Annotated in this window: 16 protein-coding genes; 7 read left to right on the top strand and 9 right to left on the bottom strand. The window is 71.2% G+C overall.

The annotated features are described in order from the left end of the window. Nucleotides 1-135 precede the first annotated feature (135 nt). The gene (locus AB0F15_RS11885) at nt 136-600 is read left to right on the top strand and encodes a universal stress protein (RefSeq protein WP_360269054.1); all 465 of its coding nucleotides are present in this window, start codon (nt 136-138) and stop codon (nt 598-600) included. A 79-nt stretch (nt 601-679) separates the two neighbouring features. Here the strand turns inward: AB0F15_RS11885 and AB0F15_RS11880 are convergent, their stop codons facing one another. From AB0F15_RS11880 to AB0F15_RS11860, 5 genes are read right to left on the bottom strand one after another with little or no spacing between them, the layout of a single operon-like run. Next, nucleotides 680-3,340, bottom strand: a complete 2,661-nt coding sequence (locus tag AB0F15_RS11880; protein ID WP_360269052.1) for a cation-transporting P-type ATPase — start codon at nt 3,338-3,340, stop codon at nt 680-682. 2 nt (nt 3,341-3,342) lie between these two features. Then, a complete protein-coding gene (locus tag AB0F15_RS11875) occupies nt 3,343-4,056 on the bottom strand; it encodes a hypothetical protein (RefSeq protein WP_360269049.1) in 714 nt (237 codons plus the stop codon). Next, nucleotides 4,053-4,436 carry a hypothetical protein gene (locus AB0F15_RS11870; RefSeq protein ID WP_360269046.1) on the bottom strand — a complete coding sequence of 128 codons (384 nt, stop codon included), beginning with the start codon at nt 4,434-4,436 and terminating at the stop codon, nt 4,053-4,055. Before AB0F15_RS11870 ends, AB0F15_RS11875 begins: the two co-directional genes overlap by 4 nt. A 4-nt stretch (nt 4,437-4,440) precedes the next feature. Continuing rightward, nucleotides 4,441-5,526: an acetate kinase gene (locus tag AB0F15_RS11865; RefSeq protein WP_360269043.1), complete on the bottom strand. Its 1,086-nt coding sequence runs from the start codon at nt 5,524-5,526 to the stop codon at nt 4,441-4,443. Between the two features lie 14 nt (nt 5,527-5,540). Continuing rightward, nucleotides 5,541-8,171, bottom strand: coding sequence for a GNAT family N-acetyltransferase (locus tag AB0F15_RS11860; RefSeq protein WP_360269041.1), 2,631 nt, complete (start codon nt 8,169-8,171; stop codon nt 5,541-5,543). A gap of 444 nt (nt 8,172-8,615) precedes the next feature. Here AB0F15_RS11860 and AB0F15_RS11855 point away from each other — a divergent pair, with 444 nt between their 5' ends. Then, nucleotides 8,616-8,870, top strand: a complete 255-nt coding sequence (locus AB0F15_RS11855) for a dsRBD fold-containing protein (protein WP_360269038.1) — start codon at nt 8,616-8,618, stop codon at nt 8,868-8,870. Nucleotides 8,871-8,949: 79 nt separating this feature from the next. On the opposite strand, the gene AB0F15_RS11850 is transcribed toward AB0F15_RS11855, so the two are convergent. Then, the gene (locus AB0F15_RS11850; protein WP_360269130.1) at nt 8,950-10,644 is read right to left on the bottom strand and encodes a GAF domain-containing protein; all 1,695 of its coding nucleotides are present in this window, start codon (nt 10,642-10,644) and stop codon (nt 8,950-8,952) included. Nucleotides 10,645-10,837: 193 nt separating this feature from the next. Here AB0F15_RS11850 and AB0F15_RS11845 point away from each other — a divergent pair, with 193 nt between their 5' ends. Continuing rightward, nucleotides 10,838-11,827 carry a nitroreductase family protein gene (locus tag AB0F15_RS11845; protein WP_360269035.1) on the top strand — a complete coding sequence of 330 codons (990 nt, stop codon included), beginning with the start codon at nt 10,838-10,840 and terminating at the stop codon, nt 11,825-11,827. Nucleotides 11,828-11,848: 21 nt separating this feature from the next. Here the strand turns inward: AB0F15_RS11845 and AB0F15_RS11840 are convergent, their stop codons facing one another. The 3 genes from AB0F15_RS11840 to AB0F15_RS11830 form a co-directional block, all read right to left on the bottom strand. Continuing rightward, on the bottom strand, nt 11,849-12,526 hold the full coding sequence (locus AB0F15_RS11840; RefSeq protein ID WP_360269032.1) for a hypothetical protein: 678 nt from the start codon (nt 12,524-12,526) through the stop codon (nt 11,849-11,851). Beyond that, nucleotides 12,451-12,891, bottom strand: a complete 441-nt coding sequence (locus AB0F15_RS11835) for a DUF3644 domain-containing protein (RefSeq protein WP_360269127.1) — start codon at nt 12,889-12,891, stop codon at nt 12,451-12,453. Before AB0F15_RS11835 ends, AB0F15_RS11840 begins: the two co-directional genes overlap by 76 nt. 214 nt (nt 12,892-13,105) lie before the next feature. Further along, complete coding sequence (locus AB0F15_RS11830) at nt 13,106-13,744, bottom strand: response regulator transcription factor (protein ID WP_360269029.1); 639 nt, start codon at nt 13,742-13,744, stop codon at nt 13,106-13,108. A gap of 164 nt (nt 13,745-13,908) precedes the next feature. Between AB0F15_RS11830 and AB0F15_RS11825 the strand changes: the two genes are divergently transcribed. From AB0F15_RS11825 to AB0F15_RS11810, 4 genes are all read left to right on the top strand, one after another. Further along, the gene (locus AB0F15_RS11825) at nt 13,909-15,303 is read left to right on the top strand and encodes a cytochrome ubiquinol oxidase subunit I (protein WP_360269026.1); all 1,395 of its coding nucleotides are present in this window, start codon (nt 13,909-13,911) and stop codon (nt 15,301-15,303) included. A 15-nt stretch (nt 15,304-15,318) separates the two neighbouring features. Further along, nucleotides 15,319-16,338, top strand: a complete 1,020-nt coding sequence (gene cydB / locus AB0F15_RS11820; protein WP_360269024.1) for a cytochrome d ubiquinol oxidase subunit II — start codon at nt 15,319-15,321, stop codon at nt 16,336-16,338. Then, nucleotides 16,335-19,730, top strand: a complete 3,396-nt coding sequence (gene cydD, locus AB0F15_RS11815; protein WP_360269021.1) for a thiol reductant ABC exporter subunit CydD — start codon at nt 16,335-16,337, stop codon at nt 19,728-19,730. Before cydB ends, cydD begins: the two co-directional genes overlap by 4 nt. 120 nt (nt 19,731-19,850) lie before the next feature. Next, nucleotides 19,851-20,309, top strand: a complete 459-nt coding sequence (locus AB0F15_RS11810; RefSeq protein ID WP_360269018.1) for a hypothetical protein — start codon at nt 19,851-19,853, stop codon at nt 20,307-20,309. Nucleotides 20,310-20,435 lie beyond the last annotated feature (126 nt).

Here is a 20,435-nt window from a genome sequence, read left to right as displayed (position 1 = left end):
CCCGTCATGGTGGGACTTCGCGGTGCGCGGCCACCGGAGCACAAAGTCCCCGGCTCCGGCGGAATTCGGCCCCTACCGGCGTTCGCGGGGGTGGCGCACGATCGCGGTGACACCGAAGAGAAAGTGAGGCCTGCCATGACTTCGCCGAAACCGCACACGGGCCGCGTAATCGTCGCCGGGACGGACGGCACTCCCCGCGGCGACGCGGCGTTGAGGTGGGCGCTCGACGTGGGCGCGCACGCCGGGGACGTCGTCCGCGCGATCCTGGTCCGGCCCCGGGACTCGCTGCTGCCGGGCACGTCCTTCGCGATCCAGCCACACGGCCGCGTGCCGGAGGCGGGCTACTCGCTGGACGACCACATCGCCCGCTTGGGCGTCGACACGGCGGCGTCGGTCGAAACCCGCACGGTCCACGGCGACCCGGCGACCGAGCTGGTGACCGCATCGGCCGACGCGGACCTGCTGGTGCTGGGCACCCACCGCGGCGGCGCGCTGACCGACCTGGTGCTGGGCAGCGTCGGGCGCGAGTGCGTCCGGTTCTCCCGCTGCCCGGTCGTGGTCATCACCCCGGAGGCGGCCCATCGGCTCGCGCCTGCCTGAACCGCGTTTTCCGTCACCTGGTGAGGAAAGCCTCCGGAGGCCACCACGAGACTGGTGACTTCCGGAGGCTTCCGGCGTTTCAGTGTCGGCGGGTGGCCCAGCGGAACAGCTCGTCCGCCCCCCAGACCAGGACCGGCATCGGCAGCATCAGCGCGATCACCCACGCCGGCAACGCCGCCGTCCCGAAGACCGATTGCAGCGGCGGCAGGTAGATCAACGCGGCCGCGAAGACGAGCTCGAACACGATTCCGCCCAGCAGGAGCCGGTTCGTCGTCAATCCCACGGCCCGCAGCGAGACGCGCTCCGTGCGGGACGCGAATGCCGTGCCGATCTGGCAGAACACGATCGCCGCGAAGCTGGCCGTCGTCGCCTGGAGGTACGCCTGGTGCAGCGGGGCTCCGGCCGAGACGTCCGCGCCCGGGTGCCAGCCCGCCGCGGACAGCACCGCGAAGAAGGCTCCCAGCACCAGGACGCCGGACAGCAGGCCCATGATTCCCCACGCCCGCAACAACATCCGGCCCGTGACCACGCCTTCGGACCGGCGTCGTGGCCGGCGGGACATCAGGCCCGGCTCCGCGGGCTCGCGGCCCAACGCCAGCGCCGGCAGGGTCTCCGTGCCCAGGTCGATGGCGAGGATCTGCAGCACTGTCAGCGGCAGCGGGATCATCCCGCCCGACACCGCGAACAGCAGGAACGGCAGCACTTCCGGCACCGCGTGCGCGAAGATGTAGAGCACGAACTTCCGGACGTTGTCGAAGACCCGCCGTCCCTCCCGGACGCCCGCGACGATCGTGGCGAAGTTGTCGTCCGTCAGCACGACCGTCGCTGCTTCCTTGGCCACGTCCGTGCCGCCGACACCCATCGCCACGCCGATGTCCGCGCGGCGCAACGCCGGCGCGTCGTTGACACCGTCGCCCGTCATCGCCACGACCTCGCCGCAGTCGCGCAGCGCGTCGGCGATGCGCAGCTTGTCCTCCGGCGCGGCCCGGGAGAACACGATCTCGCCACCCGCGGTGAGCGCTTCGTCGAGCGCCGGCTCCGGCATCCGGGAGAGCTCGCCACCGCTGATCACGCGGTCCGCGCCGATCCCGACGCGGCGGGCGATCTCCGCGGCCGTCAAGCCGTTGTCCCCCGTCACGACGTGGACCGTGATCCCCGCCGAGTGGCAGTCCGCGACCGCGGCGGCCACCTCCGCACGCGGCGGGTCGACCAGGCCGACGAGCCCGAGCAGGCACAGGTCCGATTCCGCTTCGTCTCGGCTCCCCGGGACCGACGGCACCTCGCGCCGGGCCACGGCCAGCACGCGCAGGGCCCGGCCTGCCATCTCGTCGACACGCTCGATGGTCCGCTCGCGCAGTGCGCCCGTCAGAGGCACCTCCGCGCCGGTCGCGTCGAGCGCCGAGGTGCACCGCGGCACCACCTGTTCGGGCGCACCCTTGGTGGCCACGACCAGCGAACCACCCGCCAGGTCCACAGTGGACATTCGTTTGAGCCGGGGGTCGAACGAGTACAGCGCCTTCCGGACCGCCGGGTCGAACGCGGTCCCGTGGTCGGCGGCGTAGCCCAGCAGGGCCAGTTCCGTCGGATCACCGCTCTCCGAGGCGAGGTCGGCGGTGCTGCAACGCGCGAGCGACGAAGCCAGCACGCCGGAGTCGTCCAGCGGCTCGCCCAGCCCGTCCCGGACCTCTTCGACGTGCATCGCGTTGCGGGTCAGGGTTCCGGTCTTGTCGGTGCAGATGACCGTCGTGGACCCCAGCGTCTCCACCGCGGAAAGCCGTTTGACCAGCGCGCCCTCCTTGGCCATCGACCGCACCCCGGCGGCCAGCGCCAGGGTGATCGTCGGCAGGAGGCCTTCGGGGACGTTGGCGACGAGCAGGCCGATCGCGAACACGAACGCCGCCGACCACGACAGCCCGGCCAGCCAGCCCAGTGGCAGGAACCCGATGCCGACCACGACGGCGACCCCGGCGATCAGCCACGCGACCCGGCGCACCTGCCGTTCGAGGGGGCTTTCCTCGCGTCCCACCCGGGCCGAGAGCGAGGCGATCCGGCCGATCTCGGTGTGCCGCCCGGTGGCGTGGACGACCGCGTGGGCGGATCCGGCGACGCACACCGTGCCGCTGAAGACGAGCACCGGCGACTCCAGCGGCCGCGTCGCGTCGTCGTGGACGTCGGCCATCCGCGTCACCGGTGCCGACTCCCCCGTCAGCATCGACGCGTCGACGTCGAGGGTGCCGTCCACCAGCCGGGCGTCCGCCGGGACGCGGTCGCCCTCGGCGAGCACCAGCACGTCCCCGGGCACGATCTCGGTCGCCGGCACGTGCCGGACGCTGCCGTCGCGCAGCACTGCCGCGCGGTCGGGCAGGTACCGGCCGAGCGCTTCCACGGCCTTCTCCGCCTGCTGCTCCTGGACGAACGCCAGCAGGCCGTTGAGCACGATGACCCCGACGATCGCGATCGCGAGGTTCGTCGTCCCGGCGAACCACGCGAGGCCCGCCGCGACCCACAGCAGCAGGGCGAGCGGGTGGATCAGCTGCCGCAGCAGCGCCGGCGGCCACTTCGCCCCGCCGCGGGACGGCAGCGCGTTCGGGCCGCTCACTTGGAGACGGCGCGCGGCTTCGCGGGCGGTCAAGCCGGTGACGTCGGTGCGCAGGTCCCGCAGCAGGCGGGAAACGGGCTCGCGCGCGTCGACCTCGGGAGCGGTGTCCGCGACGGGTTTCGCCCTCAGGTGCGTGGTCATCGTCAGGAGTTCCTTCGCTTCGGGGTGGCGAGGCCGACCAGGAGAACGGCTTGCGGGGCGCCGGGCAGCAGCGAATCCTCGACGTCACGCTGCCCGGGCAGCCGGATCGGCAGGGCCCGCGAGGAGAAGCCGCGGACGGCCGCAGCGAGCCGGGTCGAGTGCAGCGCGGCGCCGGCCAGAACGTGGTGCCTCCGGCCGTCACCGGGGGTGGTGATCAGAACCGACGAATGCCCGGTGACGTCGGTGCCGAGGTGCGAGAGGATCGGCACCCACTCCGGGCGGACGGTCCGGACGGCCGTGTCCGGCCAGAAGTCGTCCGCGGCCAGCGCGCCCAGGACGGCCAGGCTGACCGGCCGCAACTGCCCGTCGGTACCGAGCTTGCGCAGCGCCGCATACCGCGCCCACTCACTACTGGTCGGTGGCCGCGTCCTCCCGGCCCGGACGACGGCCGCGACGTCGGGGCGATCCGGATCGTCCGGAAAGGCGATCTCGGGTTCGCTGCCCAGTATCCGGACGACCGTCCAGACCGTGGACAGGACCGCGCCGCACTCGATCAGGGCGGCGGTTCCCGCCCGGTCGCGCCGGGTCGGTGGCTCGGTCAGCACGACCTCGTCCGGCCGGACCTCCGCCACACACCGGTTCGGACCGAGCCACAGCAGTGCGTCGCCGAGCACGGCCCGGGACGAACGGTCCCAGCGGAACCCCGGCGCGGTCATTCGCCGAGGTGTCTCGAGGCCGCCCGGCAGGTGGCCAGGAGCCCATCGACATCGATCACGGTGACGCGGTTTTCGAGTCCGTCCGGGACCTCCGCCCGCACGTCCGGATCCGGTGAGACCAGGGCGACCGGCACGTGGTCGCGGATCGCGCAGACGACGCCGTACTCGCGGGCGGTCAGCTCCGGGCCCTGGCCGCGGACGTCGACGAGCAGGTCCGGTTGGGCGAAGGGCTCGTCGAGCGGGCAGCGGCCGCCCACCGCGAGCGCCCGGCAGAGCCCCGCGTGGCGATGGCAGCGGCTGACCAGGCACCCGGCGTCACGCAGGGGCTGCACCAGGAAGTCGGCGTCCCCGAAAGAAGACTCGGTCAGCAGGACGTGCATGGCTTCACCTCACGGACACTCGGGCGAGCGCCTCTTCGGCGCCGCGGGCCAGCTCCAGGTCTTCCCGGGGCAGGACGACCAACGCGGGCACCGGCGAACCGGCCGCGGTGACGACCCGGTCGACGTCGGTGTGCGGCACCTCGCCCACTCGCAGGCCGAGCACGCCCAGACCGTCGATGACCGAGGTGATCAGCTCCGGCTGGTGCTCGGCGACGCCGCCGGTGAACACCACCGCGTCCAGCCGCGACAGGCTCATCGCGGCCGCGCCGATTTCGCGGCGGAGCCGGTGCCGATAGACCTCGATGGCCACCTCGGCGTCCCGCTCACCGCGGTTCGCCGCGGCCAGCACCCGGCGCAGGTCGCCGTTGGTGCCGGTCATCCCGGCCAGCCCGGAGCGGTGGAACAGCGCGTCGGCCATCTCGGCCGGGCTCATCGGCACCGTCTGCATCACGTGCAGCAGCAGGCCCGGGTCGATCGAGCCGGACCGCGTGGCCATCATGGCGCCTTCGAGCGGCGTGAAGCCCATGCTCGTGTCGACGCCGTGGCCGTCCCGGATCGCGGTCACCGACACCCCGGCGCCGACATGGGCGCAGACGATCTGCAGGTCTTCCGGAGAACGGCCCAGCAGCTCGCCGGTGCGGCGCAGGGCGTACTGACACGACAGACCGTGGAAACCGTAGCGGCGCAGGCGGTTCTGCGCCGTCCACGACCGCGGTAGCGGGTACCGGGCCGCGGCTTCGGGCATCTCCGAGTGGAACGCCGTGTCGAAGCAGGCCACCACCGGGACCTCCGGCAGCAGCCGACGCACTTCCCGGGCGACCTCCAGCGACAGCGGCTGGTGATTCGGCGCCAGCGACGTGAGCCGCTCGAGATTCCCCAGCAGGGCGTCGTCCACCCTCGCGGGTGCCTTCTGCGACCCGCCGTGCACGAACCGGACGGCGACGGCGTCCACATCGGACCAGCGGCGGATCGCCTGGGCGACCGCATCGGGGTCGGCCAGGCCCCACGCCGTCCAGCCGACGGCGGTGCCGTCGGCGACCAGCGACACCTTCATGCTCGACGAGCCCGGGTTCAGGGTCAGGACACGCACGGCTCTCCTCCGATTCAGTCGCGCAGGCGGCGCAAGAACGGGTCGTCGGCTGCCAAGGGCTCCAGACGGGCACGGACGTCGAGCGCGACGCAGCCGTCCGAGCGCACACGCATCGGGTTGAGGTCCAGCTCGGCCAGCTCGGGCACCAGTTCGGCGAGCCGGCTGACCTTCAGCAGGATCTCGCGCACGGCCGCCCGGTCCAGCTGCCCGGCCCAGAGCGCCTTCGACGCGCGCAGGCCGTCGAGCAGCAGGTCCGCGTCCGCGCCGGTCAGTGGCGCGAGCCGGGCCGCGTGGTCGGCGATCAGGTCGGTGTCGACGCCGCCGAGGCCGAACACGATCAGGGGCCCGAAGACCGGGTCCGACCGCACCCCGACCAGCAGTTCGCGGCCGGGCTCGGCCATCGGCTGCACCGTCACCCCGCGCAGGGCCGACCCGAAGCGCGACCGCAGAGTGCGGAAGGCCTCCACGATCCGGTCGGGGCCGTGCACGTTCAGCAGGACGCCGCCGCCGGCGGTCTTGTGCAGCAGGCCGTCGGCGTCGGCCTTCAGCACGACCGGCGAATCGAGATCGGCGGCCGCGGCGTCCATCGAGTCACCGGCCTCGACGTAGTGCGTCTCCACCATCGGGATGTCGGCCAGCCGCAGCAGCTCGACGGCCTCGGCGGACGGCAGCCAGCCTTCGCGCCCGGCGGCGAACGCCCGCAGCGCCTCAGGGGTTTCCAGCGGAGTCAGGGAATTCTCGGCTTCTGGCCGGTTCAGCCACTGTTCGTAGCGGACGAGCCGGGCCAGCACCGCGGCGGCCGCGGCCGGGTCGTCGTAGCAGGCGGTGACGCCGGTGCCGGGCACCAGCGGCGCGACCCGGGCTCGCTGGCCCGGCCGGACCGCGAAGACGGTCTTGTACTCCGGCGGGAGTACCGCCGCCAGCGACGTGCCGGGATCACCGACCGCGGTGGGCACGGTCGCGGCGATGACCGCGTCGACACCGTCATCGGCCAGCACGGTACGCAGCGCATCGGCGAACAACTCCGGCGGGATCGCCGCGGTCGTGTCGACCGGGTTCCGCACGGCCGCTTCGGCAGGCAGCAGCTTCGCGAGCCGGTCCCGGGTTTCGCCGGACAGGTCCGCCATGATCAGGCCCTCGCGCTCGCAGGCGTCGGCGGCCAGCACCCCGGCCCCACCGGCGTTGCTGAGCACAGCCACCCTGGGGCCGCCCGGCAGGAGCTGCCACGACAACCCGGCGATGACATCGACCAGCTCGGCGACGGTGTCGACGGTGATGACCCCGGCCTGTTCGAAGAGCGCGTCCCGGGTGACCGCGGGAGTCGCCGCCGCGGCGGTGTGCGAGGCAGCCGCGCGCTGGGCGGTGCCCCCGCTGCCGGACCGGACGGCCAGGACCGGTCGTGTCCGGGCGAGGCGGCGGGCCAGCCGGCTGAACTTACGGGGGTTGCCGAAGGATTCGAGGTACAGGACAGCCAGTTCGGTGCGGCGGTCGGCGGTCCACCACATCAGCAGGTCGTTGCCGCTGACGTCGTACTTGTCCCCGGTGGAGACCAACGTGGACATGCCGAGGCCGAGGTCGCCGAGGGATTCCGCGAGCGCGATGCCGACGCCGCCGGACTGGGTGATGACGCCGATGTTGCCGGGCTGCACGCGGCGGCCCAGGAAGGTCAGATCGTAGGGACAGGCCGGGTCCGTGGAGAGGACGCCGAGGCAGTTCGGGCCGACCAGCCGCATGCCGTACTCGCGAGCCGCGGCGTGGACCCGCTCGCCGTTCCCGGTGCCGGTCAGGCCCGAGGAGATGATCACGACCGCGCGTACGCCGCGTTTCCCGCACTCTTCGACCGCCTCCGCGGCGGCCGGGGCGGGCAGGCACACCACGGCCAGTTCGGGCGGGCGGCTCAGCGCCGCCACCGACGGAACGCTCGGCACGCCGAGGATTTCCCCGGCGTGCGGGTTCACCACTTCGACAGGTCCCGGGTAGCCGGACGCGACGAGGTTGGCCAAAACGGCGTGCCCGACCGAACCCGGGCGCCGTCCCGCGCCGATGACGGCGATCGAGGACGGCTTGAACAGGTGGGTCAGGCTGGCCGCGTCGGCGACCAAGTCGCGCTCCAGCACGGCGTCCAGGTAGGCGGCGTCTTCGCCGAGGATCATCACGACGTCCCGTTCGGGGCCGCCGATACCGGCTTCGAACCGCAGTCCGAGGTCGGCGAAGACGCGGATCACCTTGGCGTTCTCGGCGATCACCTCGGCGAGGAACCGCTTCAGACCCGACTTCCGGGCGTGCGAGACGAGGTGCTCCATCAGCAGCGTCGCGACGCCCTGCGTGCGCAGGGCCGCGTCCACGACGAGGGCGACCTCGGCATCGGTGGAATCCTCCAGTACTTCGTAGTTCGCTACCCCGACGAGTTCACCGTGCCGGCAGCAACCCACCGCGTAGTGTCCTGGCCCGGGGTCGGCGGCGATCTCCGCGGCCAATTTGTCCAAAGTGGATGGACGGGCGCCGAAGAACCGGAAATAGGTGTCCCGTTCGGTGAGCCGGGTGTGCAGGGCGAGCACCTCGGCGGTGTCGGCCGGGCCCAACGGGCGCACCAGCACCACGTCACCGCCCGCGAGCAGGGCCCGGGAGCCTGCCTCCACGCTCATCGCTTCTCCGTCCGCATGAGGGTGGGCGCGGCCGGCAACGCGCCGCGCCCACCGCAGGGGCGGTCACCTGGTACTTGGTGACCTGGATCTTGACGCGCTTGTCGCGCGGGTGCTCCGAAACCGGCTGAACGTGCCGTAAAAGAACTCGCTACGGCCTTCGGCGCTCTCCTTCGCCTCTCCGGGTCGAAGCCGGGCAGCTCCGCGCGGACGAGGTACTTGCCGTCCTCGGTGGACTCCTCGATCCGCACGGGGTTGTGCTCGGCGAACGGCCTCGCGGCGACGGGCGCCGCACCACAAGGAGACCTCAGGGACCGGCACCCGCGACGCGGCCGGACTACCCGAACCGCGAGGACCTTGGTCACCGAAGTCCACCCGGGGACCAACGGCCCTGTACTCCGTCCGGCTCCGCTGTCACCGTCGCGGCACGGGAGAACGGAGAGGGAGATGGACCTGCCGGCAAGGAAGTGGAGTCTCGACGCCGCGATCGAGTACGGGACGAACCGGACCCGGGCCCAGATCGTGCTGCGCACCCCGGACGGGCAGGAGTTCTCCGGAGTGGGCGTGGCGCTCCGGACGGGACCCGAGCAAGTCGCGAGCTATCCGGCCCTGGGCCGCGCTCTGTCGGACCTGACGGAGGAGCTGGTGGAGGCCGCGACCGCGGAGCTGGACGTCGAGGCCGAGCGCACACAGCACACGTGACGGCTCAACCGGCCGGGACTTCGCGACAGGCGGCGGGCGGGCCGAGGGGGATGGAGCGCACCGGCCGCGAAGGCCACGGTCAGCTGACCGGCGCCGACCACTCGACCTTCACGCCTCCATCGGGGCCGCGGCCGAGGGTGAACGCGCCACCGACTGCTTCGGCGCGGTCACCCAGGTTGCCCAGCCCGCTCGGCGAGACGTCCTCGGGCAGCCCCTTGCCGTCGTCGACCACGAGAACGCGCAGCACGTCGTCCTTGACCGCGACCGACACCGACAAGGTCGAGGCCTCCGCGTGCCGTACCGCGTTGCTCACCGCTTCGCGGACCACCGCCTCGACGTGCTCGGCCAGCTGAGTGGGCACCGTGTCGATCGAGCCGGACATGCTGACCGTCGGGTGCACCGGCGCGTCGTCGGTCAGCTCGGCGATCGCGTCGTGCAACCGGTGCCGCAGCCGCACACCCGTCTCCCCCGCTGCGCCACCGTGCAGGTCGAAGATCGCCGTGCGGATCTCCTGGACGATCTCGTGCATCTGCTCGATGCTGTCCCCGAGCCGCTTCTGCAGCTCCGGCGACTTGGTCCGCCGCTGGGTGCTCTGCATCGACAGCCCGACGGCGAACAACCGCTGGATCACGTGGTCGTGCAGGTCACGGGCGATCCGGTCGCGGTCGCCCAGCACGTCCAGCTCACGCGCGGCCCGCTGCTGCGCCGCCAGCTGCAAGGCCAGCGCCGCCTGGTCGGCGAAGGACGCCACCACCGACAACTGCGCCGACTCGAACGCCCCGGCCCCGGTCTCCCGGGCCGCGATGAGGACGCCGGCCGTCCGGTCCCCCGCCCGCAGCGGGACGACCAGCGCGGGGCCGAAGCGGTGATCAGGGAGCCGGAGTTCCCCGACATTGCGGGGTGTCCGGTCCCGGTACACCGCACCGGGCACGCTCTCCTCGATGCCGATGTGCATACCCGACAGCTCCACGGCCCGGGTGCCTGCGCTGACGGTGACGGTGAGGTCGTCGACGTCGTCGCCCCAGTCCTCGTCGACGTCCAGGCGCCCGGAGTTCGGCAGTGCCAGCATGGTGACGTCCGAGCCGGTCAGCTCCAGCGCCCGGCTGGCGATCAGGTTCAACGCCTCGGCCGGGTCGGTGCCACCCAGCAGCTCGGTGGTCACCTCGCTCGTGGCGGCCAGCCACTGCTGGCGCACCCGCGCCTGCTCGTAGAGGTGCGCGTTCTCGATCGCGATACCGGCCGCCGCGGCCAAGGCCTGCACGACGACCTCGTCGTCGTCGGTGAACGGTTCACCGTTCTTCTTCTCGGTCAGGTAGAGCCGCCCGAAGACCTCGTCGCGGACGCGGACCGGGACCCCGAGGAACGAGTGCATCGGCGGGTGGTGCGCCGGGAAGCCCACTGACGCCGGATGGGAGGAGATCTCCTCCATGCGCAGCGGCTTCGCCTCGTCGATCACCACGCCCAGCACCCCGTGGCCGGTCGGCAAGTCACCGATGAGCCGGCGAGTCTCGTCATCGATGCCGACGTAGATGAACTCCGACATGGAACCGTCGGCGGCGAGGACTCCGAGGGCGCCGTACTTCGCCTCGCCGAGTTCGATCGCGGCCTGCACGATCCGCCGGAGCGTGGTGTCCAGCTCCAGCCCGGACGCCACGGCCAGCACCGCGTCGAGCAACCCGTCCATCTTGTCGCGGGTCCCGATCAGCAGCTCGATCCGGTCCTGGAGGTCGCGCAGCACCTCGCGCAGCCGCAGGCCGGACAGTGTCCCCGCCATCCGCCGGGACCCGTACTCCGGCTGCCGGCCGGACTCGTTCACCGCCACCTCGCCCACAACCTCACGCATCGTCCGCTTCCGGCCGTCGCCGCTGGTGACCTTTTCCCCTTTCCGCAGGCCTCCGCGGCGGGAGACCCTCGGGAGAAGCTCAAGGAACCACAGTGTGCCGCGTGGCGGTGCCCGAGGGGAAACGATGACACTACCGATCACCTCGATCGGCTTGCTGGACTCCGATCAGGTGAAGTCCGTGATCGGCGCTGCGGTACTCGCTCCGTCGACGCACAACACGCAGCCCTGGCGCTTCCGTTGCACTCCCGCGGGCCTCGAGCTGCACGCCGATCCGGACCGCGCCCTGCCTGCGGCCGACGCCGACCAGCGGGAACTGCTCCTCTCGTGTGGTGCCGCGCTGTTCAACGTGCGCACCGCGATCCACGCGCTGGGCGCCCATCCGGCCACGACACTGCTCCCCCGGCGCGACGATCCGACGCTGCTCGCGGTGGTCCGGCCGTTCGCGGCCCGTAGGCCGGACCAGCGCTTGGTCGAGCTGGCCGACGCGATCCCCCGCCGGCACACCAACCGCACCCCGTTCGAATCCGTCGCCATCCCGGCTTCCATCGTGGCCGAACTGCGTCACGCCGCCGAGCTCGAACAGGCCTGGCTGCCCCGGCTGAACGCGCACCAGCTGGACCAGCTGCGCGAACTCGTGCACAAGGGGCATCACGCCCAGGTGGCCGATCCGGCCTTCCTCGCCGAGTGGCGCTACTGGACCGCCCGCGACCGGGACAGCCGGGACGGCGTCCCGGAGTACGCGGCCGGCGCGATGCCCTCGGACAACGGCGGCTGGGTCCTGCGGGACTTCGGCTCGCACCCACGCGGCCGAACCGACGACTCGGAGCCGCTGGTCGTGGTGATCGGCTCGTTCGACGACACCCGGATGGACCGGATCCGGGCCGGTCAGGCAATGCAGCGGGTTCTGCTCACCGCCACCGTGGCCGGGCTCGACGCGTCGTTCATCTCGCAGCCGGTCGAGGTGCCCGCAATACGGACGGAGCTGCGCAGCCTCCTCGGCGGTGGACTGTGGCCGCAGATCGTGCTGCGCCTCGGACGGGGTGCGCCCGTACCTTGGACGCCGCGGCGCTCCTTGGCCGATGTGTTGCTGGAGCCGCACCAGCTCAATGCCTAGCGCCGACGGTGGCCCGGGCGTTCACGCACTCACGTCTTTCACCAGCTCCAGTGAGCCTCCTCGCCGCCACGGTGGGGTCGCGCCGGCGGGCGGTGGCCCCACCCAATCGCCTGTCACCTTGTCCTTGGGAGCTGTCCCGACGAGTGTCCGGAAACCGGCCTCGGTGGCGCACTCCCGGACGAGCTTGGCCACATAGGCAGGCGTATAACCGTAATCGTTGTGCAGTTCGTTATACAGGCAGTACTTCTCGTCGGTCTTCTCCGGATGCGCGTCGCCGGTCGCGGGGCGTACTCCCAGCTTCTTCCAAGCCTTGGCGAAAAGGTTCGTGTTGAAGCAGAAGGGGATTTGCTCCTGCACCTGCTTGGCAGCTTCGCGCGGCTTCACCAGTCCATGCCCGACGACCGGTCGCTTGCCTTCGCGGACCACGACGTAGCCCTCCTTCCCGATCGCCTCGACGGCCGCGCGCTGTTCGTCGCTCAGGTCGTCGTAGCGAGTGAACTGCACGGCAAGGGCGTCGGGGTCCTTGGCCGCGAGTTCCTGGACGACGCGCAGCCGGAAGTCGTACCTCGGGTCCCTGGCAGTCGACTCGTCGAGGCCGGCGTCGTATTCGGTGATGAAGGTCCTCAGCGCAGCGGGCAGCTCCGAGCGCAGCCGGCGCAGCGTTCGCTCCCCCTGATCGGTGAAGCTCCCGATGAACACCGGAAAACGCAGGCGGGTAGCGAGCGAAGCTCCGACCCCGAACTGACCGGTGAGCTCCTCTTGCGCAGCCCGATGAAGAAGGCGAGATTGGCTCGGACCGGTTCTTTCTCGTCCGACCACCGATGCCGGACGCAGGTTGCCAGGTCCCAGCGCTTCGGCTCACCGTCGATCCGCTCGACGCGTCGAGCCCGCCCATGGAAGCGCCAGTACCGGAAGTCGACGCTGTCTCGAGTGAACTCGCCATGCAGAAGGTAGAGCCAGGCCAGATGCATGTGGACGACAAAACCCTCGAACGACCGGGCCTCCGCCGGGTCGTTGTACAGCCGCACGGCCAACTGGGCTTCGTCCCGGGAAGCGTCGACCATGTGCATGAATCGAGGTCGCGGTGCCACGTGCTCCACCTCGCGAACGTTTCGCCAGCCGTACGGATAAGGCCAATCTCATCGAGCAAGGCACCCGAATCGGCGTTTCGCGCTTCCAGCGCCGACAATCATTCAGATCTTGCCGTCCACCTGCTCAAGATCGGACTTTCGAGGCATCTCGTTACGGCTGTCCAGCTCCGAAAACCGGACGACCGCGTCAGCCGTTCTCTTTGCGCAGCTCGGTGGCGAGAACGGCCGCTTGGGTGCGACGTTCCATGCCCAGCTTGGTCAGCAGCCGGGAGACGTAGTTCTTGACCGTCTTCTCGGCCAGGAACATCCGCTCGGAGATCTGGCGGTTGGTCAGGCCCTCCCCGATCAGCTCCAGCAGCTTCTTTTCCTGGTCCGAGAGGTCGGCCAGCGGGCCCTTCTTGGCCTGACTGTCCCGCAGCTTGGCCATCAACGCGGCGGCCGCGTGCGCGTCGAGCAGGGATCTCCCCGCCCCGACCTCCCGGACCGCCGAGACCAGGTCCATGCCCTTGATGTCCTTGATCACGAACCCGCTGGCGCCGGCCATCACCGCGTCGAGCATCGCCTGCTCGTCGGTGTAGCTCGTCAGCATCAGGCACTTGAGCTCGGGCAGCTTCGACCGCAGCTCACGCGCCAGCTCGATGCCGTTGCCGTCCGGCAGCCGAACGTCCAGCACAGCGACGTCCGGGTTGAGCGCCGGGATGCGCGCCAGCGCCTGCGACACGCTGCCGGCCTGCCCGATCACGGTGAGGTGCTCGTCTTCGTCCAGGAGGTCGGCGACGCCGCGGCGGACGACCTCGTGGTCGTCGACGAGAAACACGCGGAGCATTCGGACCTCCCTGGTCACGGACTTGACGGAGATCAGGGTACGACCGCAAGGCCCTCGACGGCAGGGACCCGGGACCGTCCGGGAAGTGACCAAGGACCCTAAGCCGGGACGGCCGCCGCACCGGATGCTCACCGGGTGACCCGCGAACGAGCAGGAGAACCCCGATGAGCGCCCTGGACCTCGCCCGATGGCAGTTCGGGATCACCACCGTCTACCACTTCATCTTCGTCCCGCTGACCATCGGGCTGTCGTTCCTGGTCGCCGGGATGCAGACGGCCTGGGTGCGCACCGGGAACGGCAAATACCGCCGGATGACGAAGTTCTGGGGCAAGCTGTTCCTCATCAACTTCGCCATGGGCGTGGCGACCGGCATCGTGCAGGAGTTCCAGTTCGGGATGAACTGGTCCGACTACAGCACCTTCGTCGGCGACATCTTCGGCGCGCCGCTGGCCATCGAAGGCCTGCTCGCGTTCTTCCTCGAGTCGACGTTCCTCGGCTTGTGGATCTTCGGCTGGGACAAGCTGCCGAAGAAGCTGCACCTCGCGACGATCTGGATCGCCTCGATCGGCACCGTGCTCTCGGCCTACTTCATCCTCGCCGCCAACTCGTGGATGCAGCACCCGGTCGGCTCGATCGTCAACCCCGCCACCGGCCGCGCGGAGCTCAAGGACTTCGGCGCCGTGCTCACCAACTCCACCGCCGTCGGCGCCTTCGCCCACACCATCACCGCGTGCTTCCTCACCGCTGGCATGTTCGTCGTCGGGATCAGCGCCTGGCAGCTGCGTCGGCAGAAGAACGCCGACGTCTTCCGCCCGTCGATGAAGCTCGCGCTGGTCACCGTGCTGATCGCCGGCCTCGGTGTCATCGTCACCGGTGACCTGCAGGCCCGGCTGATGACCGAGCAGCAGCCGATGAAGATGGCCGCCGCCGAAGCGCTCTACGACACCGTCGCACCCGCGTCGTTCTCACTGTTCACCATCGGCTCGCTCGACGGCTCCCAGGAGAAGTTCAGCATCCGCGTCCCCGGCGTGCTCTCCTTCATGGCCACCGGCACCTTCGACGGCCGCGTCGAAGGGATCAACAACCTCCAGGCCCAAGAACAGCAGGCCTACGGCCCCGGCGAGTACCGGCCGGACGTCCCGGTCACCTACTGGACGTTCCGGCTCATGATCGGTTTCGGCTTCCTCTGCCTGCTCATCTCGCTCGTCGGCCTCTGGCTGTTCCGCCGCGGCCGCACCCCACGCGGCCGCTGGTTCTTCCCCGTCGCAACCGCCGGGCTCGCCCTGCCGTTCCTCGCCAACAGCGTCGGCTGGATCTTCACCGAGATGGGCCGCCAGCCCTGGTCGGTGTTCGGCGTGCTCAAGACCGCCGACTCGGTGTCCCCCACGGTCCCCGCGAGCAGCGTCCTGACGTCCCTGATCGTCTTCACCCTGCTCTACGGCGTCCTTGCGGTCGTCGACGGCGTCCTGATGGTCCGCTACGCCAAGGCCGGTCCGCCGCCACCGGAAGAGCCCGCAGCCGAGTCCGACGAGCCGCGCCCCGCGGCCTTCGCTTACTGACGCCGGAGACCCGCCATGGCCCTCACCGACATCTGGTTCCTGCTCATCGCGGTCCTCTGGACCGGCTACTTCGTCCTCGAAGGCTTCGACTTCGGCGTCGGCACCCTGCTGCGCGTCCTCGGCCGCGACGACACCGACCGCCGCGTGCTGATCAACACGATCGGCCCGGTCTGGGACGGCAACGAGGTCTGGCTGCTCGTCGCCGGCGGCGCCACCTTCGCCGCCTTCCCGCTCTGGTACTCCAGCCTGTTCTCCGGCTTCTACCTGGCCCTGCTCCTGGTGCTGGTCGCGCTGATCCTGCGCGGCGTCGCGTTCGAGTTCCGCGGCAAGCTCGACAGCCCGCGCTGGCGCACCACCTGGGACTGGGTCATCGTCTTCGGCTCGGCCGCGCCCGCGCTGCTGTGGGGTGTCGCCTTCGGCAACATCGTCCACGGCGTCCCGCTCGACGCCCAGCACCACTTCACCGGCACCTTCTTCACCCTCCTCAACCCGTACGCCCTGCTCGGCGGCGTGGCCACGCTCAGCCTGTTCTCCTTCCACGGCGCGGTGTTCCTCACCCTCAAGACCACCGGGGAGATCCGCGGCCGGGCCCGGATCTTGAGCCGCGCGCTGGGTGGCACGGCGATCGTGTTCGGCGGCGTCTTCCTCGCCTACACCGCGGTCGAACACGGCGGCTGGGCGTGGCTCACCTCGGCGCTCGCCGCGGCACTGCTCGTCGCCGCGGTGCTGTTCGCCACCGATGAGCGGGACGGGTTCGCCTTCGCGAGCACCGCCGGCGCGATCATCGCCGTCACCTTCACGCTGTTCTGGTCGCTGTACCCGAACGTCCTGCCCTCGACCACCGACTCCGCTTTCAGCCTCACCACGACGAACGCCTCTTCGACGCCCTACACGCTGCAGATCATGACCTGGGTCGCGGTCGCGTTCACCCCGATTGTGCTGGCCTACCAGGCCTGGACGTACTGGGTGTTCCGCAAGCGGATCAGCCGCGGCTCGATCCCCGCCGGCGGCGGCCTGCCCGTGGTGCGCCGGTGAGGCCCCTCGACCCGCGGCTGCTGCGCCACGCGAGCGCGGTCCGGCCGTTCATCCTCGCCTGCGCCGCGCTCGGGGTGCTCACCGCGATGCTGGTCCTCGCCCAAGCGGAGCTGCTCGCGAAGACGATCACGTGGGCCTTCCTCGACGGCTTCGCTCTGCGGAACCTGCTGCTCCCGGTCGGGATGCTCCTGCTGGTCGTGCTCGCCAGGGCCGTGATCAGCTGGCTGTCCGAGACGACCGCGCACCGCGCCGCCGCCCGCGCTCTCTCCCAGCTGAGGGAGACCGTGATCGCGGCCGCGCTGCGCATCGGACCGCGGCAAGCGGACCGGTCGCCCGCCGAGATCGCGGCGCTCGCCACCCACGGCGTCGACCGCCTGGAAGGCTACTTCGCCCGTTATCTCCCGCAGCTGCTGATCGCCTCGGTCGTGCCCTTGGTGGTCGGGGTGCGGATCCTGCTCGCCGACTGGGCCGCCGCGGTGATCGTGGGCTTCACGGTGCCGCTCATCCCGATCTTCATGATCCTCATCGGGCTCTACACCCAACGTGACGTCCGGCGGCAGTGGAAGACCCTTTCCGTGCTGGGGAACCACTTCCTCGACCTCGTCGCCGGGCTCGCCGAGCTGACCGCGTTCGGCCGGGCTCGCGCGCAGATCCGGTCGTTGCGGGAGATCACCGAGAAGTACCGCACGCACACCATGCGCACGCTGCGCGTCGCGTTCCTGTCCGCGTTGGCCCTGGAGCTGCTGGCGACGCTGTCGGTCGCCGTCGTCGCCGTGTCGATCGGCCTCCGGCTGCTGGCCGGCGAACTCGACCTGCAGACCGCGCTCGTCGTGCTGATCCTCGCCCCGGAGGTCTACCTGCCGCTGCGGGCGGTCGGCGCGCGGTTCCACGACAGCGCCGAAGGCCTCGCCGCCGCCGAGGAGATCATCGCGCTCGCCGACACCCCCACCGGCGACACCGGTACCCGCACGGTTCCCGACCTCACCCGCGTGGCCCTGCGCTGCGAAGACGTCACGGTCGAGGGCCGCTCCGGGCCGATCTTGGACGGGTTCAGCCTGCGTGTGCCGCCCGGCGAGGTGGTGGGGGTGACCGGACCGAGCGGAGCGGGCAAGTCGACCCTGCTCGATCTCCTGCTGGGCTGGCGGCGGCCCGACGGCGGCCGGATCCTGCTCGGCGATGTCGATCTGGCCGACATCGGACGGGCCACCTGGCACCGGCACCTGGCCTGGGTGCCGCAGCAGCCGCACCTGGTCGCCGGGACGGTGGCGGAGAACATCCGGCTGGGCTCCCCCGACGCGACCGACGACGAGGTGCTCGCCGCCGCCGACACCGCCGCCCTCGACGTGCCGCTGTCCGCCGTGGTCGGTGAGCTGGGCGCCGGGCTCTCCACCGGGCAGCGCCGCCGCGTCGCACTGGCCCGCGCGGTGCTGCTCGACCGGCCGCTGATCCTGCTGGACGAACCCACCGAAGGCGTCGACGCGGAAACCGAGGCAGCCATCCTGGAGCGCCTGCCGAAGGTGCTCGCCGGGCGGACCGCGGTGATCATCAGCCACCACCCCGCGGTGCTGGCGCGGTGTGACCGTGTCGTCGCCCTCGGCGGTTCGGTGCCGGTCTCCGCGGATTCGCCGTCCGCGGTCGCCCAGCCGGCAGTGCGTGCCGCCTCCCCGGTTGCAGCGACACCGTCCACGATGGACTCGCCCGGCCCGAAGTGGCGGCCGTTGCTCGACGCGATCCGGCCGCACCGGCTGCGGCTGGCCCTGGCCTGCCTCGCCGCGACCGCCGCGCTGGGCTGCGGGGTCGCGCTCACGGCGACGTCGTCGTGGTTGATCGCGAGCGCGGCACTGCACCCGCCGGTGCTGAGCTTGATGGTGGCGATCGTCGCGGTCCGGACGTTCGGTCTCGCCAAGGGCATCTTCCGCTACGTCGAGCGGCTGCTGTCCCACGACGTCGCCCTGCGCGCACTGGCGGAGCTGCGGGTGCGGGTGTGGGCGCAGCTGGTCCGGATCGGCCCGGCGGGCACCGCGCGGTTGCGCCGGGGTGATCTGCTGCACCGGCTCGTGTCCGATGTGGACAACCAGCAGGACGTCCTCGTGCGCGGCCTGGTCCCGGGTGTGTCGACGTTCTTGGTGTTGTCGGCCACCGTGGTCGCCCTCGGCGTGATCCTGCCGGGCGCCGGTCTCGCGGCAGCGGTGGGGCTTGCGGTCGCGGGCGTGCTGGCTCCCGCCGTCGCGGCGGTGGCGGGCCGCCGGGCCCAGCGGGAGACGGCCCGGCTGCGCGCTGACCTCACGGCGGGCACGGCGGAACTCCTCCAGGCGTCGGCGGACCTGATCACCCACGACGCGGCAGCCCGCCGCCACGCGCGGCTGCGCGAACTCGACTTCGCGGTGACGTCACTCCAGCGCCGGTCCGCCGCGTGGCGGGGACTGGGCGGCGGAATCGCGACCCTGGGCGTCGGACTGACGTCCGTGGCGTGCCTGGCCCTGGGCATCCTGGCGGTGCACGCGGGGACGCTCCCCGGCCCCGCGCTCGCGGTACTGGCCCTGGTTCCGCTGGCGACGGCGGAGCTGGTGGCCGGGCTGCCGGAGGCGGCGCAACGGTTGCTCGGAGCCGCCGCTTCCGCACGTCGCCTCGCCGGCCTGGACGCCCTTCCCGCACCCCACACCGTCTCTGCGGATCCTGCCCCGGCCGCCGTGGAGCTGGTCACCGAACGCCTCTCGGTGCGCTGGCCGCAGGCCACCGCCGACGCGGTCCAGAACGTGGACCTCCACATCGGCCACGGGCGCCGGCTCGCTTTGACGGGCCGCTCGGGCGCGGGCAAAAGCACGGTGATCGCGGCGCTGATGCGTTACCTGGACCCGTCGGCAGGCCGGGTCCTGCTGGACGGCACCGACACGTTGACGTGCGACGGCGATTCGGTGCGGGAGCGGATCGCCTGGTGCGGGCCGGAGACCCACCTGTTCGACAGCACGTTGCGCGAGAACCTCCGCCTGGCCCGGCCGTCCGCCGACGACTCCGACCTGCGGGCCGCACTGGAGCTGGCCCAGCTGGGGCCGTGGCTCTGCCGGCTACCGGACGGCCTCGACACGACGTTGGGCGTCCACGGCACCCCGATCTCGGGCGGCGAACGCCAGCGCATCGGCGTGGCCCGGGCCCTGCTGTCGGACCGGCCGATCCTGCTGCTCGACGAACCGACGGCGCACCTTGACGCGCCCACGGCTGCAGCGTTGGCGGCCGACGTGCTGGCGGCGACGGAAGGCCGGTCGGCGCTGGTCGTGACGCATCGACCAGCCGAGTTCGCAACACTTCCGGCGGTGGAGGTCACCGCCGGAAGCTCCGTAAGAGTGACCAGAGATTCGTCCTGGATTTGTCAGGTGTTTTCCGGCCTTCATTAGCTAACGTGAGGATACTTCGTCTGCCATAAGGGATGCTTTGAGCGGGAATCGCGACTACACCCGGGGCGACCGAGCGGCCTTGATCTCGCTGAGCGCGGGAACGTGCTACCGCACCACCAGGTGATCGACGAACGCGGCGCCGCGAAGAAGTGGCCGGCCGAGCTGCTGCGGCAATGGAAGAAGGACCGCGAGCGCAACGGTATCCAGCAGCTGCACGGCCTTCGACACCTCACCGAAGACCGCCTCGCCGAAATCATCAATCAGGCAATCGAGGCACGTGAGGACGATATCAAGCACACCCTGGTCAGATTGGAACAAAGCGACGCGGAGGCGGCCGCACTTCTCAGGGAACTCCGGGCCGAACTGGAGGCGGCCCGAACCGTCGGCTCCCCGGTCAACCTGGACGCCGCCGAACTGCTCCACCAGGCGGCGAGGAACCTATCCCACCTCGGCGACAGCGCGGAGGTCCTGAACAACGCCGCAAGTAAGCTCGGCGGTCTCGAAGACAATGCCAACACGCTGAGAAACGCCGCCGACGACATTCGCCACGCTGTGCAGAGCATGGGCGATTACCGGTGAACTGCCCGCCGCGGCGCTCGAGGCGGTCGCGGTACCGACCGGCGGCGACAGTCTGCAGTGGCAGGTCGGGCAGCGCCGGCAGCACGGTGACGTAGGAACGTTCGACCGCCCAGCCGGTCTGTTCCT

The sequence above is a fragment of the Amycolatopsis sp. NPDC026612 genome (genome assembly GCF_040638285.1).
GTDB lineage: Bacteria > Actinomycetota > Actinomycetes > Mycobacteriales > Pseudonocardiaceae > Amycolatopsis.
This window is presented reverse-complemented; position numbering and strand designations above follow the sequence as displayed.